The organism is Acinetobacter sp. UBA3106 (genome assembly GCA_002365595.1).
Classification (GTDB): domain Bacteria; phylum Pseudomonadota; class Gammaproteobacteria; order Pseudomonadales; family Moraxellaceae; genus Acinetobacter.
On record DFAM01000015.1, the window covers coordinates 197,785 to 212,655 of the forward strand.

The window sequence follows — 14,871 nt, forward strand, 5'->3', positions numbered from 1 at the left end:
AAGGAAAAGGTCGAATCTGGTGTAATATCTAGCACAATTGTTCGAATAATTTGATGATGCATTATGTCAGAGACCAAGCCTGCTGTATCGGTACGCTATTTCTTAAGTATGGAAGAATCACAAGACGGTTTTGCACTTGCGACTTTTGGTAAAAAGCAGATAACCCGTTTTATTACGCCATTGGTGAGTATCGGCATTATTATCTGGGGATTTTATCTCGGTTTTAATGGCGTGGGTCGCTATTATGTGGCGCTCGGTGCTTTCTTCTTGATTCTGCAATTGATTATGCGTTACTGGTTTTTACCGATGATGTTCAAACGCCAGTTTGTGAAATACCAGTTTGGTAAAAGTGAACAGGGCATCGAACTATTTCAGGATTATGCAGAAATTTATGCCAATGGCCGGAAGCAAATCTTCAATTATAGCGAAGTGCAAAATTTTGCTGTCGGTAAGTTGACCTATATGATTGAATTGAAGAATCGTACCGTGGTGATTGTACCGAAACGCGCCTTTGAGCAAGCGGCTGATCAAACCGTATTTGAAAATACATTTAAAAAGTAAGTTTGAAACAACCTGAAGTGCAATGAAAAAAGGAAGATCATGAATACACGTCCATCTAAAATTGTCTGTGTCGGTCGTAGCTATGCAGACCATGCCAAAGAATTAGGCAATGCCATTCCTGATCGTCCGGTTTTGTTCATCAAGCCGCCAAGCAGTCTAGTCAGTTTAGAACAGGGCATTTCATGGAACCCGGCGTGGGGTAACTGCCATTATGAATGTGAACTCAGTCTGCGGATTGACCGTACTTTAAAGGCTGAAACCGATCCGGCCAAAGCCTTGCAAGCAGTCGGCGCAGTGACTTTAGGTCTGGACTTGACCTTGCGTGATTTACAAGATGACTTGAAAAAGAAAGGTCAGCCTTGGGAGCGTGCCAAAGCCTTTGACGGTTCATGTGTTCTTGCAGACTGGGTGGATACTGCTGAAGTCAAAGACTGGAAAGAGGTGCATTACTCTTTTCATGTGAATGATGAGCTACGTCAAACAGGCGATACCTCGTTGCTGATTTTTGATATTGCGACTTTGCTTGCCGACATCAGCCAGGTTTTTACTTTAGAACCGGGTGACGTGGTGATGACGGGTACACCTGCGGGTGTGGCTGCATTGCAAGCAGGTGATCAGTTGAAAATGACCTTGCAAGGTCAAACTCAGGAGTTTGTCTGGACCACTTTTGTGAAATAAGTTTTACAATTTCTGATAAGGCTGCGTGATGCAGCCTTTTTTATGACCTATTATGCTTGATGCTCAGAATCAGCAGGAGGTTCATTTGGCTGTAAAGGACCCGTGTTTTTCCACGCATCATCACTGTCTGCCATTCGTCGAGAATCTGCATCACCGGGCACATTTTGCCTTGGTATACCACTGTCGAGCCATTTCTGCATCACCAGGGTTATACTGATAATCATGCCATTTTCATGGCAGCATCTGCATTTTGACCTTTTCCGCGGCATAGGTTAAATATTCCGTTGCCTTTTCATTAGTGGAGAGTTCCATCTCACTAAAATAATGCTGATTATCAAGAACTTTAATGGCTAACACATTATTTTACCTTGCCGTTTTTTCATCCCAGATTCGAGCTTGGCGTGGGGCTTTGATTAAGCCTTTACCGGTGTCATACATCCAGTATGGTGCATTGGGGCCATTGGTCTGTTTGGCAGACTCTAAAATTGAATGAGCAAGAAAGATATTGCCTTCATTTTGCATATCATGAATAACTTTGGCAGCAGCTTGATTGCCATGGCAGGCTTGTTCCACAATTCAGGAAAAGACCAGATTATTCGCCTGTTGGGCAGCTGTGCTATTCATTGGACCGCAATTGCGATCAGCAGCATGATTTCCATGTATTGCTCATATTGTTTTTTAGCCTGAAGCTTTGGTTCTGGCTATTACGAAAGTACTTAGCCAATAGTGTGGGCGTATTTTCCTTTCTGGTCCCTATTTTTGGGATGATTTCTGGGGTGATTTTTCTGCATGAGCAGATTGAGCTGAATTTTATGCTGGGAACCGGTCTGGTTTTAATCGGAGTGGTGACAGTCAGTTTGCCTGGCTGGATCAGCAAGTTCTTTTCAATCCCTAAATCTGTATCGTTATTAAAAAAGCCTTCTTGTTAGAAGGCTTTTTTAATACTGGGGGATCAGTCAGCTTTATTTTTTTTCGAAAATAGTCGACAAGGGAATAGACAGTTTTGCCGCCAGATAGTCATCGGATTCGACCAGGGCAGGACCAAGTCTTTGCATCCATTCATCATCAGCACGAATATTGGCAACGTCATTGCGTCGCGGAAGTGGATAGGGGAGCTGGGTATAAAAATTCCAGAAGTCGACCTGAGACAGATTGCGGGCGAGTACATATTCATTGTCATCAGTACGTTTCACCAGATTCTGTTTTTCCAGCATCAGCACATACGTTGGCCAGCGTCCAATTTCGTCACGCCCCAAGACCACCAGTGCTTCTTCATCCGAGACACTTTCGCCTCGTTGCTGTTTGTTATAAAACAGCTCCAGCAAGTCTAAAAACATGATAATAGGATGGCGTTTCGGTTCTTTGCCCGAATTAAATGCAGTCAGTGCATAACTGATTTCCACTCCTAACAGCACAATATTCCAGGATAAAAAAATCCATAACAGGAAAATGGGAACTGCCGCAAAGGCGCCATAGACAATTTCATAACTGGTGAAATTGGACATGATAAAGCCAAATAAGTTCTTCAGTAATTCAAAGACTACGGCACTAAATGTCCCGGCAATCAACGCTGCCTTGATGGGAACACTGCGGTTGGGAATGGTCCAGTTCAGAATGAAAAAGCCCAAAATGGTGAGCGCAAAGGAAATGCCCCAAAAAATAAATTCACCATCGACTTCATAACCGGCAAAGTTATTGCTGAGTATATTTAATGAAGCTACAGTCGAGGAGATCACAAAGGCACTGCCTAATAGAATCGGCCCAAGTGAAATAATGGTCCAATAACGCATAAAGCCAATAATGCCACCACGGGTTTCCTGTACTCGCCAAATCCGGTTAAATACAGTTTCAATGCTGGTCAGCATCATTACGGTGGTGATAAACAGAAATAGAATACCAATTACAGTCAGATTGCTGGATTTGTCGGTAAAAGCATTTAATGCCTTATCAAAAGCAATCGTGGTTCTGGGTAAGAAATTGCTATAAATCAGATGTTGTAATTGTTGCCTTGCGGGCTCTAGTGCCTTGATTGAGGAGATGATCACCAAAAAAACGGTCAGCATCGGCACCACTGCAAATAGCGTGGTATAGGTTAAGGAACCTGCTTGTTCACGACAACGGTCTGATTCAAAACGTCTTATTACAAATAAAACAAACTGAAACCAAGTCTTGTCATAAAAGGGAAGTTTTTTTAAATACTTTTCTAACATAGCTATAAAGTCTCAATTTTTTTAATCATGTTTATGAATTTTCATGACCAAGCTTAACCAAAAAAAGGGAAAAATACCGTATAGTTTTCTTTTTTAGCTTCGTTTATAAAAATTATGCAGCCTTATGTCCTTGTTTTATATTACAGCAAATATGGTTCAACCAAAGAAATGGCGCATTTGATTGCCAATGGTATTGAGTCTACTGGTGTGGCAGTAAAAATTCGTACGGTACCCAATCTCTCGACTGTGGTGAAACAAGCAGAAGCGAGCATTCCGGATGAAGGGGATATTTATTGTACCCTGGATGATTTGGCGCAGTGTTCAGGTCTGGCTTTAGGTTCGCCAACCCGTTTTGGCAATATGGCCAGTGAGATGAAGTATTTTTGGGATCAGACCACCAGTCTTTGGCTGAATGGTGCCTTACATCAAAAACCGGCCTGTGTCTTTACCTCTTCAGGTTCGATGCACGGCGGGCAGGAAAGCACCTTGCTGACTATGCTGCCACCCTTGTTCCATCATGGCATGCTGATCATGGGCTTGCCGAATGCCAACCCGGCATTATCCAATACCAAGTCAGGCGGTACGCCTTATGGTGCCAGCCATGTTAGCGGTCCACGCCATGATTTGGGTCTCAGCCAAGATGAAAAAGTGTTGTGTGAAGAGCAGGGCAAACGCCTGGGTGATGTGGTTAAGAAATTACAGGCAAACTGATTTTTGATTGAGAAATTAAGTTCAAGTCATAATATTCTTAAAAAATACGGTTATAAAAAAGACCATTCCAAACATGAATGGTCTTTTTTATTGCAATTGAACGTTTAAGCGTTTAGCTGCTTATTCAGGTTGTTTAAAGCGATGATTGCATTTCAAGCATTTGTAATCCAGAAATACATTTTTATCGATAATGACTCCGGCTTTTTTACCGAAGATATTCCCTAACACCCCTCCGGTCACACCTGCGGCGATCGCACCGACAAAAGTGCCCACGGTTCCGCCGAAAATGACGCCTAAGGGACCGGCGACTGCGCCAATCGCAGCTCCTGTTGATGCGCCTGTTGCGGCACCACCTACTGTTCCTGCGGTGGCTCCGGCCGAGGTCATTAAAATTCCACTAATGGTTTTCAGGTTTTTTTCGTGATCGCGTTTTTCTACTTCGGAGGATCCGCATTTAGGACATTGCATAGAATTTTCCATCAAATATTTACCTTTTATTTATCTTGAAACAAGGTTGATCTATTTATCAAGACAAGCAGTCATAACAATGCATAACGACAGTATGTATCTTTCGCTGTATGAAGTCAGGGACATTTCATGCCAAGTTGATTCTAGCTGAAGCCAGTTCATAGAAGTTTATCTAAGTTGTAAATACATCAATGCTTTATGGAATGAGAAAGGTCAGGGTTTCTTTTCAGGAAATCATCCCTCATAAAAGCACGAAATGACTTGGTTTTGAATGATTTATCATTTAAGGCATGGATATGGGCTTGGTTATTTCCTTGGACCGCAGGGTGCCAGATATAGAAGGTATCAAAGCTTTCCAGGTTTGAAGCAGAGCTGTAGTCTAAATTCCTTTGCTCTATTATTTCGTCAAAATTCGCTGTTATATCAAAATTTGTTTATAAGAAAGCCTGAACTGTGATTGGTTTATTGTATTTTTAATTAAGTATGATTTAAATCACATTGGTAAAGAAGTCTAAACAAAACCAAAATTTACCATTTTATAAAATAACCTCGAGCCATTATTCGGTTCTGTCTTAGTGAAATTATTAATTATTTATAATATAAAAAATATATTACTTTAATCCAGTTTTTTATGTGAATTTTATATTCAAAAAAATTCATATAATGATTTATTACAATTCACAAATAAATAATAAATTAAAAATTTATTATATAAAACAATTAAATAAGTTTTTAATAAAAATAAAAAATATGTGAAAGCGAATAATTTTTACTTTTTATTTTTTTATGTGATTTAATATTTTTAATATAAATTAAAGCTTATTTAGGTTGAAAATAAATACACATTCTGGGTCAGAGGGTATTAAAGATTATGAGAATATTAATGATCAATATGGGTTTATTTTGTTTATGTTTTCTAAATAATGCTCACGCTACCTCGGATGAGTGGAGCCAGCGCTGGAAATCGTCAAGTAACCGTTCCCATGAGAATCTGGTTCAGGCCAACCTGATTGAGCTCAAGGATTCTGATTATTATGAGGGCTTGGGCAAGACCACCATCAACAGTACATCGACAAGTTCCATCGGTACGGTGAATACTCCGACCAACAATATCAATATTAGTGGCTCAAACAACGGTGTAGGCATTTCCAGTGAGTTGCAGAATGATGGCACGGTCAGTTCGAATACCACTCAAAATAATCAGCAATGTCCTAATTTAAGCACCCAGCCGGGAGCATCGTTATGCTGAATTTACCGTTCACCCCAAGAAGCAGCTCTTCTTTGGAGATTGCTGTGCCGTTTGGTTATCTTCTGTCAGGCTGCTCCGGCTTGGCACCCTCAAACAGGAAGCCGGTCAGCCCGGGGCAGCCTGCCCTGTTTCAGGCTGGGGTCAGCCTAATGAACCGGCGCGATCCACGGATTATCGAAAGTGAAGCCAAGTGGGGCATCCGAGATCCAAAACAGATCCAGGTCTCTGATTATTATGTGACCGGCAGCATTAACAGTTTGGATTTATCCCTGAGCGATACCCGCAGCAGTAAAGTGGTGGCCAATGTTTCCCTGCAACAGCAGATTGCCGCGCAGGATTATGGTCTGAGTGCAGGCGGGTTTGCGGGTCATACTTTATTGAACATTCAGACTGGCAAAGGAGAGCGGGAAGCGACTAATAAGGACAATAAGGACAAGGACGATAAAGAACAGGAAAAGAGTTCGATGCTATGGGATGCCAATCCTGAGGTGGTGGAAAACTATTGGTCAAGCACGCAGCGCGATTAGAAGAGAGATAAAAATGGGCTCGCTCCCATGATCAGAAGAAGTACTGAGCGAGCAGTACTTCAAAACTCGAAAAGGAAGAACAACTATGAAGAAGACTGTTAAAACAATCGCCTTATCCGTCGCCTTCCTGACCGGTGCCGGCATGGCTAATGCTCAAGATGCTGAAGTCGCTGTTGATACAGGTCTGGAAACGGCCTTGGCTACTTTATCTCAGCAGGTCACAAATGGCTCTGCACTTAACCTTGCAGTCAATACCGCTGATATTAATGCAAGCGTCAACACAGAGGGAGGTTTTGATACCGTTAATAATTTTGAAAATACCATAGAAACATCAGCACTGGGTGCGGTAAATACAGGTGATCTCAGCGTAGAGCAAGGTAGCTTGAGTGTTCTAAGTACCGGAACCCTCAGTGCAACGCTTGAAGATCAACAAAGTCAATTGGAGTCGTTGACTGATACCGAAACGGATACCTCTTCAGAGATTGAAAATACGCTCAGTCAAAGCCTGGATGGGGACTTTAATGAGGAGTTGACTCAAACGCTCAGCAATTACAGTGTAGCCAATGTCGCCTTTAACTCCGGCGCTATTGATGCATCTGTAAATACAATCACAGAAGGAACCGAGAATAACATCAACGGTATCAAAACTTCTGCAATCGGTGCTGTAAACACAGGCAGCATTACAGTAACCGTAAAGTAACTTCACTCTTGACATGAACAAGGTCTAACTATTGGCAAATAGTTAGGCTTATTTTTTTTAAGTTATTGATTTTAATATTTAAGCAAGAAGTATGGGTTTGTTCTATCTTGATATTTAATGTGCTTTATCCGGTACTTTGTTTTTGATTAATCGATTGAATCGACCAAAGCAAAGTGGCTTCAACCTTCGCCTGAAAATTATCCGTTACAGGAGTTTCAAGGCTTGAGTAGCGGTGCTTTTTGAACAGGTAACCGTATTTCTAAAGAAAATGCTTTTCTCTCAGAATTACTTTATAAATATTCTTAACTGTGATTGGTTAATTATATTTTAATAAAAAATAGAGCTTCATCACATTTAAATGAAAGTCCTAATAAAATCAAAGTTTACCAGTTTATAAAATTAAAAAGCTTGGATAAGTTGAATCCTTGTTTATAAAATTCAGCGTTTATTGATATAAAAAATATATTAATTTAATTGGTTTTTTGATGTAAATTTTAATTTTAAAGATTTATGACATAATGATTTCTTACAATTCACAAATAAATAACAAATTAAAAATTATTATGTAATACAAATAAGTATATTTTTATTGAGAATAAAAAATGTGTGCAAGCTAATAAATTTTGCTTTTTATTTTTTTTATGTGATTTAATATTTTTAATATAAATTAAACCTTACTAAATAAAAAATAAATAAACATCCTGCTTTAAAGGACGGGTAATGATTATGAAAATATTAGTGATCAATGTGGGTTTATTTTTTTTGTGTGGGCTGAGCAATGCTTATGCCACCTCGGATGAATGGAGCCAGCGCTGGAAATCGTCAAGTAACCGTTCCAATGAGAATCTGGTCCAGGCCAACCTGATTGAGCTCAAGGATTCTGATTATTATTCTGGACTAGGCAAGACCACCATCAACAGCACATCGACAAGTTCCATCGGTACAGTGAATTCCGCTACGAGCAATGTGAATATAAATGGTTCAAACAATGGCGTAGACATTTCGAATGACACTGCAAATGATGGGGCGGTAAATTCGACCACAACTCAAAATAATCAGCAATGTCCTAATTTAAGCACCCAGCCGGGAGCATCGTTATGCTGAATTTTCCGCTAAATAGCAGAAAACTATCTTCTGTGAGTGCTGTGATTTTTTTGAGTCAACTTCTGTGCAGCTGCACTGGTATGGCACCCTCAAACAAGAAGCCGGTCAGCCTGGTGCAGGGGCCACCGATTACCGATATTTTTACCCCTTTTGATATGGCCTTGTCCTGCCTGAAAGGGCAGCTGCGCAATGATGTCAGCTTTTCGGTGGGTGCAATTCTGGACCAGACCGGCAAAGATGTGGTGACCAATGGCGGTAGTGGCAAAATGGTCACCCAGGGTGCGGGAGATATGGTGCAGTCTGCCCTGTTTCAGGCCGGGGTCAGCTTATTGAACCGACGCGATCCGCGAATTATTGAAAGTGAAGCCAAGTGGGGGATTCGTGATCCGCGACAAATCAAAGCCTCTGATTATTATGTGACCGGAAGTATTAACAGTCTGGACTTTATTCCAGGCGGTGGTGTAGATATGCAGATCGGCGGAGTTGGACCCAATTACAGCCAGACCCGCATTATGGTCGGTCTGGATTTATCCCTGACCGATACCCGCACCAGTAAAGTCGTGGCCAATGTTTCGCTGCAAAAGCAGATTGCCGCGCAGGATTATGGCCTGAGTGCAGGGCGGTTTGCGGGCCGAACCTTGTTAAATATTCAAATCGGCAAAGGAGAGCGTGAAGCGACTAATTTTGCCTTGCGTCAGATGTTGAATCTGGCCACCTTTGAATTGCTCAGTCAAGTGATCCCACCCGCAACATTTGAAAGTTGTCGTGCGCAAATTCCGCCAGAGGTTGGCCAATTGAGTTTAACGCGCAGTTCGGTTGCGCTGTACAAATACAAACAAAATCAGAAGCAAAACCAGAATCAAAACAACGCAAACTCCCCGAGCGCTATTTTGGAATCATCTTCGGATAATGGTTATTCCTCCGATGAGAAGAATAAATCGACTAACTCACCAAATAAAGACATCCAGCCGCCTAAGAAAAAAGAATCCGAGGTGATTCAAAATCCTGAACAGGAGCCTGAAATGAGCAAACAGGAGCTGATTAAATACATCAGCAGGAAGCAGGGTTCATCTTCTCCAGGCAAGGTAAATAAAGAGAAAAATAGTAAAGACCAGGGAAATAATCACAAAGAAGAGGAAAAAACTTCAATGCTGGGAGATGCCAATCCTGAGGTGGTGGAAAACTACTGGTCAAGCACACAGCGCGATTAAAAATATATAAAAATGGGCTCGCTCCCATTATCAAAAGAAGTATTTAGCGAGAAGTACTTCAAAACTTAAAAAAAGGAAAATAACCATGAATAAAACTATCAAAACCATTGCCTTATCCGTTGCCTTGCTGTCTGGAGGAGCCATGGCAAATGCTCAAGAGGTCACTGTCAATACTGGTTTACAATCAACCCTGGCTGTTTTAGCCAATCAGGCTGCAAATGGTACGGCACTTAACCTTGCTATCAATACCAATAATATTGATGCAACCGTTAACACAGCGGGGCGTTATAATGAACTTGAAAGTGTGGGAGACGCCATTGCTATAGAAACGTCAGCACTGGGTGCCGTGAACACAGGTAGTATCAATTTGCAGCAAGGTAATCTGAGTGCGCTGAATACGGGTACATTCGATACAACTCTTGATGCTGAAAGAAGTGCGGCGCGTAGTTTAGAAGAATGGCGTTCTGAGGGTTCATCAGAGATTGAAAACTCTATCAGTACAGCGCTGAATATTGACACTTATGATCAATTCTCTGAAACCTTGAGTAATTACACCGCTGCAAATATAGCCTTCAATTCTGCGGCTATTGATGCATCTGTGAATACAGCTGGATTTGAGAATCATATTGAAGGTATCAAAACTTCTGCAATTGGTGCTGTGAACACCGGTAGCATTACTGTGACCGTAAAGTAAATCTACCTTTCAATATGATCCAAGGTCTAACTATTTGAGGATAGTTAGGCCTTCTTTGATCTTACAATAATATAATTATAAATTGTTGATTTATTCCTTTTGTAAATTCTTTGGCACTTTTATTATCTGAAATAATTGCCAACTTTTAAAAATAACTTAAGATAAAAATAAGCAAATAGATAATAAAGAATTTATACTGAATGAACTAATACGAAAAACCTCGAGAGGAGGTCAGAGCAATAAAAAATCAGGTTATTAAGAGGCTTTTATGCAAGTGTGGTTAAGTAGTGAATCAAGTAAAGAAGTATTAAATGAAGAACAATTAACACAATTGAACGTTGCCCGTAATTATGTGCAGAATATTCTTAAGAATAAGCTTGAGCATGAAACTTACGATATTCCTTTAAATAGTTGGGACTGTATTACAATAATGATGGGTCTAGGAGGCTTTGAAGAACGAGTTATGTATTCATTTAAGAAAAAGACTATGGATTTTCGATTAAAAATCAATTATGAAGAATTTAATTCAACAGATGATTTAGGACGCCAAAAACTTATTTTTGAAATGATGCTCAGAAGTTTAGATTTGCTTAAAATGAAATTTGAAAAAGTTAAACCTAAACTTGATCAAAAAGTCTATGAAGAACTTGAAAGACTTAAAAATGACTTTTTAGAGATTGCAAAAATTAAATAGTCAGTGATTGGGTAGACACAGATCAGGCGATCTATCTCACATACAGTTTTTATGACAAGAACCAAATACAAAAAAAGAGCACCTTAGCGCTCTTTTTTAAATTTAGCTGACGTTCTTAGTCACGAACAAATTCAACAGTGCCATTTTCCAAAGATTTAACACGTGCTAAAGATTCAACACGGTAACCTTTATCTAGTAATAATTGGCGACCAGGTTGGAAAGATTTTTCAATCACAATACCAATACCTACAACTTCAGCTTTTGCCTGATGGATTAAATCAGCAAGGCCTAAAGCTGCCTGACCATTTGCCAGGAAGTCATCAATCACTAAAGCTTTGTCGCTAGAGCTAATATGCTTGTTTGAAATGGCAATCGTGCTTTCAATTTGTTTGGTGAAAGAGAATACTTTAGAGCGGTATAAATCATCTTTTAAAGTTAAAGATTGATATTTACGCGCAAAGATTACAGGCACACCAAGTTCTAAACCGGCCATTACTGCTGGGGCAATACCAGAAGCTTCAATGGTGATAATTTTAGTGATTCCTGCATCTTTAAAACGAGCAGCAAACTCTTTACCAATTTGCTGCATTAATACAGGATCAATTTGATGATTCAAGAAAGCATCAACTTTCAGAACTTGATCAGATAGAACGATACCTTCGCTTAAGATTTTCTGTTCTAGTGCGTGCACGGGAGAATTCCTCTAGGGGGCAGATGCTTTTTCAAGCAAAAGCGTATTTTAAAAAGGCTCTCAGAAAATGCAAGCGAAATTGATCAAATCGATTAATTCGTTGTGCCTTTATAACCTGTTAACAGTAAACCATAGGAGGTTTTACCATCTTGATGGGTCACTTTCACTGGTGCGTAGTCCAGTTTAGGTGCTAACCAGAAAATGGTATCGCGATTCGGCTTACTATGCTTGAGTACCACTTTAATGGTGTCGAAAGTACCATAAGAGGTTTTTACTGTTTCATTGCCTTGTTTAATAAAGTGACGTGATTCCACTTCTTTGGCATCGGCAATTAAGTAATTCGATTTTAACCCTGAAGATTTTAAATCTTCACGCAATTGCAATTCGGCATTCAGCTCATCCAGAACACCAGCTTTCCAGTCAAAAGAATAGGTTTTTTTATCTTTTTTGCCAGAAATGGTTTTAGCATTCGGATTGAAATCAATACTCATTGTATTGTTGTGAACCAGAATTTTGCTGTGACGATTAAAGCTGTTAGAAACAATATCGCCGCTATTATTTAAGCTGAAATGACTGGTTTCAGTTGCAGAGGCCATAGCGCCTGCTTTTGCCGCGAAGACATAGGTCCAGTTGTTTCCCGACTTGCTTAAAGTCCGTGTTGCCGAGCCCATGTTCTTGCCATTGTAGTTAAATTGATAACTTGCCTGGAATGGACTCATGGCAAATGCCGGGTTGACCCCAGCGAACAACAGTGTAGTTGTTAGACCAGATGCCAAGGCAACTGTTTTCAATACATTGTGAGCCATAAGTAGAGTGTTCCTATGCAGTTCTTTAAAATGTAAACTTCTGTGCAAACGTTATTATGCCTGTTGAATATAGAGATAAAATTCGAAAGTTTATGCAATCTGTATCTTTAATGTAGTTTTTTTAGTTAAAACCACAGACTTACATTCGCAAAACCTATTTAAACTATTTTTGCTTAATCGGGCTGACTGTAGTTTCCTCTAGCTCTTCATCAACTGCCCAAACGTCCATTGGTTCTTCGGACATTTTTCTGAATAATGCAGTCAGATTGACATTGCCTATCACCACCAGTTCAGCTTCACGCAAAACCGCATGGTTGACGTGAACTTTAGCTAAGGTATCAATGATAGAGCGTTTTTTGCCTAACCAGCGGTTTAAATCCAGATGCAATAAGTCATCTTTGACTTTAATCACATTCAGTTTCTCAAGGATCATGCCCAAAGGGTCTTTATCGAGTACTTTTTGATAGAAAAATAAAGCAAATTTTACGGCAAGCTTTTGGAATATATTTTTGAATTTGGCTTCAATTACCTTGGTATCGCTAATCTGTTCAAACACAATCAGCTGGGTATCTTTGTTCAGTTCCATCTGTACCAGTTTCAAATCGACTGAAAGGGTAATGTATAAACCCTTGACATCAAGCGTTGCGTATAAGCGTAACCAGTCTTCATGCAAGTCGGCATGCAGGTCCTTCAGCATGGAAACATTGTCAGTGACAAAGCGCTGAAAAGTTGCATTTAAAAAAACTTGAGAAAGGGGAAATTCACGCTCATCTTCAATAAACCCTTCAGCCTTTTGATACACTTGGCGTATACGTTTAGAGATATTGGATAGTAGCGTTTGCATATAAGGCATCCCAGCGAATTAATCTTCTTAAACTTCAATAGATTTTGTCGAAAGTATTAAAAATACAGATATTCCACCTTGCAGTTTAGCAAAATTAATTGCACCATTTTCATGATTTTAATTGTCTACAGCCTGCTTATTGATTGAGTTCTCATTTTTTCATTCAAAAGTAGATGCTGTGTTTATTTTATACTGCTTTTATGCAGTTTGGGGACCAGACTTTTTGTCGGTTTAATGTGATGCTTAAGAAAATCAGTTTTGCACCTTTAATGCATGCATGGTGGAAAGATCCTATTTTCACAAGCGCAGTGATTTTAGCTGCTCTTTTGCATTTGATTATTTTGACCTTGCAATTTGCCATGCCTGAAGAAAGTGATGCAGCGGTCAAAGAAATCGCCGTCACTTTGCGTCCCAGCCAGGACAAGATAGAACATGCGGATTTTCTGGCACAGGCAGATCAGCAAGGTTCAGGCACTTTTCGTGAAGCGCACCGTATGTCGAGCGATATGCCGGCAGCGATGATTGAACAAATGACCGGGGAGCAGCAACAGGAAACCTTGGAGCGTTTACAGCAAAAGAGTGAACTCAGCTTTGAAGAAAAAGTGCTGATGACCACATTAAGCTGGAAGAAAGAAGCAGAACAGAATCAACGCAAAAAAGCCATGCAGGAACTAAATAGCCAGTTTCAGGCCAAAGCAGCCATGGTAGCAAGTTTAGAAGCACAATATTTACAACGTCAGCAAAATTTCAGCCGTCAGCAAAAAATTAAAACGGTGGATGGTATACAAGCCAAGCAGGATATTTCAGCAGCTTATCTGGAAAAATTCCGCCAAAAAGTTGAATTTTACGGTAACCGTTATTATCCCGATGCTGCCAAAGTACAACGCCTCGCCGGGGAAGTCCGTTTAATGGTGATCCTGAATAAAAGCGGCGGCATTCGTGCCATTCGCCTGATTGAGAGTTCAGGTCATGCTTTATTAGATGAGGCTGCAAAAACTTCAGTGCGTAAAGCGGCACCTTTTGGCGGTTTTGACCAAGGCATGAAAGATATTTCAGAGCTGCGCATTGTCCGGACTTGGCGTTTTGACCCGGCAGAAGCAGAGTTTGAAGTGCATTAATTCTTCTTTATGTAGTAATACTGCCTATCCTTTTGAAAGAATGAAGGTTCCCAATCTTTATTAATAAGTACAATTCCTTCTCCCTTTGGGAGGAGGGATATAGAAAATTATTTGAACTATTGTGAAATATTTAATAGTTTAAGTCTGCATAGCTTTTCTGAATTTCACAAATTTAAACCCTAAAACTTTTATACCATTTCTCTTTCCCTAAGTGCTGCGCAACTTGATGTTCTGCATCTCTATGCCACGTTTGAATATCTTCTAAACTATTCCAGTAGGACAGGGCAATCTCAAAATCATTTTCGCTGATCGCTTCAAATCTTTAGCAGTTGAATTGTGTAAGGGCTTTTTCACGTAACAGTTGGGCTGTTCTGGAATATTCATGACCTAAAATATTTATTTTTGCTTTAAAAATGACAACGTATTTCATTCAGTATGATTTTTATTTTATTGAGCTCACTCTTTTATAAGGGATGCGATGTTTCTTTTGCAAGAAAAGAATAGTGAATCGGGTTTGAAATAGGATGAATAAAAAGAAGGTTTTTCTAAGTTTTTAAAAAAATATTTGGATAAGCATAATGAAGATTTTATTAGTTTTATCCTTA

At 39.9% G+C, this 14,871-nt stretch carries 18 protein-coding genes and 2 pseudogenes; 12 read left to right on the plus strand and 8 right to left on the minus strand.

What is annotated here, in order from left to right; translation table 11 throughout:
• The first annotated feature begins 63 nt into the window (after positions 1 to 63).
• On the plus strand, positions 64 to 561 hold the full coding sequence (locus B4C48_RS07770) for a YcxB family protein (protein ID WP_291355192.1): 498 nt from the start codon (positions 64 to 66) through the stop codon (positions 559 to 561).
• 39 nt (positions 562 to 600) lie between these two features.
• The gene (locus B4C48_RS07775) at positions 601 to 1,239 is read left to right on the plus strand and encodes a fumarylacetoacetate hydrolase family protein (RefSeq protein ID WP_291355194.1); all 639 of its coding nucleotides are present in this window, start codon (positions 601 to 603) and stop codon (positions 1,237 to 1,239) included.
• Between the two features lie 50 nt (positions 1,240 to 1,289).
• On the opposite strand, the gene B4C48_RS07780 is transcribed toward B4C48_RS07775, so the two are convergent.
• Positions 1,290 to 1,463, minus strand: coding sequence for a hypothetical protein (locus B4C48_RS07780; protein WP_291355196.1), 174 nt, complete (start codon positions 1,461 to 1,463; stop codon positions 1,290 to 1,292).
• Between the two features lie 139 nt (positions 1,464 to 1,602).
• Positions 1,603 to 1,812: a hypothetical protein gene (locus tag B4C48_RS07785; RefSeq protein WP_291355198.1), complete on the minus strand. Its 210-nt coding sequence runs from the start codon at positions 1,810 to 1,812 to the stop codon at positions 1,603 to 1,605.
• 50 nt (positions 1,813 to 1,862) lie between these two features.
• On the opposite strand from B4C48_RS07785, the gene B4C48_RS07790 reads away from it, so the two are divergent.
• Complete coding sequence (locus B4C48_RS07790) at positions 1,863 to 2,168, plus strand: EamA family transporter (protein ID WP_291355200.1); 306 nt, start codon at positions 1,863 to 1,865, stop codon at positions 2,166 to 2,168.
• A 33-nt stretch (positions 2,169 to 2,201) separates the two neighbouring features.
• On the opposite strand, the gene B4C48_RS07795 is transcribed toward B4C48_RS07790, so the two are convergent.
• The gene (locus tag B4C48_RS07795) at positions 2,202 to 3,449 is read right to left on the minus strand and encodes a YihY family inner membrane protein (RefSeq protein WP_291355202.1); all 1,248 of its coding nucleotides are present in this window, start codon (positions 3,447 to 3,449) and stop codon (positions 2,202 to 2,204) included.
• A gap of 114 nt (positions 3,450 to 3,563) precedes the next feature.
• On the opposite strand from B4C48_RS07795, the gene wrbA reads away from it, so the two are divergent.
• On the plus strand, positions 3,564 to 4,160 hold the full coding sequence (gene wrbA / locus B4C48_RS07800) for an NAD(P)H:quinone oxidoreductase (RefSeq protein ID WP_291355204.1): 597 nt from the start codon (positions 3,564 to 3,566) through the stop codon (positions 4,158 to 4,160).
• A gap of 120 nt (positions 4,161 to 4,280) precedes the next feature.
• On the opposite strand, the gene B4C48_RS07805 is transcribed toward wrbA, so the two are convergent.
• Positions 4,281 to 4,640: a hypothetical protein gene (locus B4C48_RS07805; RefSeq protein WP_291355267.1), complete on the minus strand. Its 360-nt coding sequence runs from the start codon at positions 4,638 to 4,640 to the stop codon at positions 4,281 to 4,283.
• 859 nt (positions 4,641 to 5,499) lie between these two features.
• On the opposite strand from B4C48_RS07805, the gene B4C48_RS07810 reads away from it, so the two are divergent.
• The 7 genes and pseudogenes from B4C48_RS07810 to B4C48_RS07840 all read left to right on the plus strand — a co-directional run bounded on the left by B4C48_RS07810 (position 5,500) and on the right by B4C48_RS07840 (position 10,807).
• Positions 5,500 to 5,877 (plus strand): hypothetical protein, encoded by a 378-nt coding sequence (locus B4C48_RS07810; RefSeq protein WP_291355206.1) that lies wholly within the window; start codon positions 5,500 to 5,502, stop codon positions 5,875 to 5,877.
• A pseudogene (locus B4C48_RS07815) lies at positions 5,871 to 6,296 on the plus strand (HfaB protein); the annotation flags it as partial. The gene B4C48_RS07810 and the pseudogene B4C48_RS07815, both read left to right, overlap by 7 nt.
• 193 nt (positions 6,297 to 6,489) lie before the next feature.
• Positions 6,490 to 7,104, plus strand: coding sequence for a hypothetical protein (locus tag B4C48_RS07820; protein ID WP_291355210.1), 615 nt, complete (start codon positions 6,490 to 6,492; stop codon positions 7,102 to 7,104).
• A 726-nt stretch (positions 7,105 to 7,830) separates the two neighbouring features.
• Positions 7,831 to 8,208: a hypothetical protein gene (locus tag B4C48_RS07825; protein WP_291355212.1), complete on the plus strand. Its 378-nt coding sequence runs from the start codon at positions 7,831 to 7,833 to the stop codon at positions 8,206 to 8,208.
• Positions 8,202 to 9,419 (plus strand): CsgG/HfaB family protein, encoded by a 1,218-nt coding sequence (locus B4C48_RS07830; protein ID WP_291355214.1) that lies wholly within the window; start codon positions 8,202 to 8,204, stop codon positions 9,417 to 9,419. The genes B4C48_RS07825 and B4C48_RS07830 overlap by 7 nt, the downstream gene beginning before the upstream one ends.
• 85 nt (positions 9,420 to 9,504) lie before the next feature.
• The gene (locus B4C48_RS07835) at positions 9,505 to 10,113 is read left to right on the plus strand and encodes a hypothetical protein (RefSeq protein ID WP_291355216.1); all 609 of its coding nucleotides are present in this window, start codon (positions 9,505 to 9,507) and stop codon (positions 10,111 to 10,113) included.
• A 268-nt stretch (positions 10,114 to 10,381) separates the two neighbouring features.
• Positions 10,382 to 10,807 (plus strand): Imm44 family immunity protein, encoded by a 426-nt coding sequence (locus tag B4C48_RS07840; protein ID WP_291355217.1) that lies wholly within the window; start codon positions 10,382 to 10,384, stop codon positions 10,805 to 10,807.
• A 115-nt stretch (positions 10,808 to 10,922) separates the two neighbouring features.
• Here the strand turns inward: B4C48_RS07840 and B4C48_RS07845 are convergent, their stop codons facing one another.
• From B4C48_RS07845 to B4C48_RS07855, 3 genes are all read right to left on the minus strand, one after another.
• Positions 10,923 to 11,498, minus strand: coding sequence for a xanthine phosphoribosyltransferase (locus B4C48_RS07845; RefSeq protein ID WP_291355219.1), 576 nt, complete (start codon positions 11,496 to 11,498; stop codon positions 10,923 to 10,925).
• 92 nt (positions 11,499 to 11,590) lie between these two features.
• Complete coding sequence (locus tag B4C48_RS07850; protein ID WP_291355221.1) at positions 11,591 to 12,304, minus strand: DUF3108 domain-containing protein; 714 nt, start codon at positions 12,302 to 12,304, stop codon at positions 11,591 to 11,593.
• A 163-nt stretch (positions 12,305 to 12,467) separates the two neighbouring features.
• Complete coding sequence (locus B4C48_RS07855; protein ID WP_291355222.1) at positions 12,468 to 13,148, minus strand: hypothetical protein; 681 nt, start codon at positions 13,146 to 13,148, stop codon at positions 12,468 to 12,470.
• Between the two features lie 239 nt (positions 13,149 to 13,387).
• Here B4C48_RS07855 and B4C48_RS07860 point away from each other — a divergent pair, with 239 nt between their 5' ends.
• The gene (locus tag B4C48_RS07860) at positions 13,388 to 14,266 is read left to right on the plus strand and encodes an energy transducer TonB (RefSeq protein WP_291355224.1); all 879 of its coding nucleotides are present in this window, start codon (positions 13,388 to 13,390) and stop codon (positions 14,264 to 14,266) included.
• 172 nt (positions 14,267 to 14,438) lie between these two features.
• Here B4C48_RS07860 and B4C48_RS07865 read toward each other — a convergent pair.
• A pseudogene (locus tag B4C48_RS07865) lies at positions 14,439 to 14,696 on the minus strand (antibiotic biosynthesis monooxygenase family protein).
• Positions 14,697 to 14,871 lie beyond the last annotated feature (175 nt).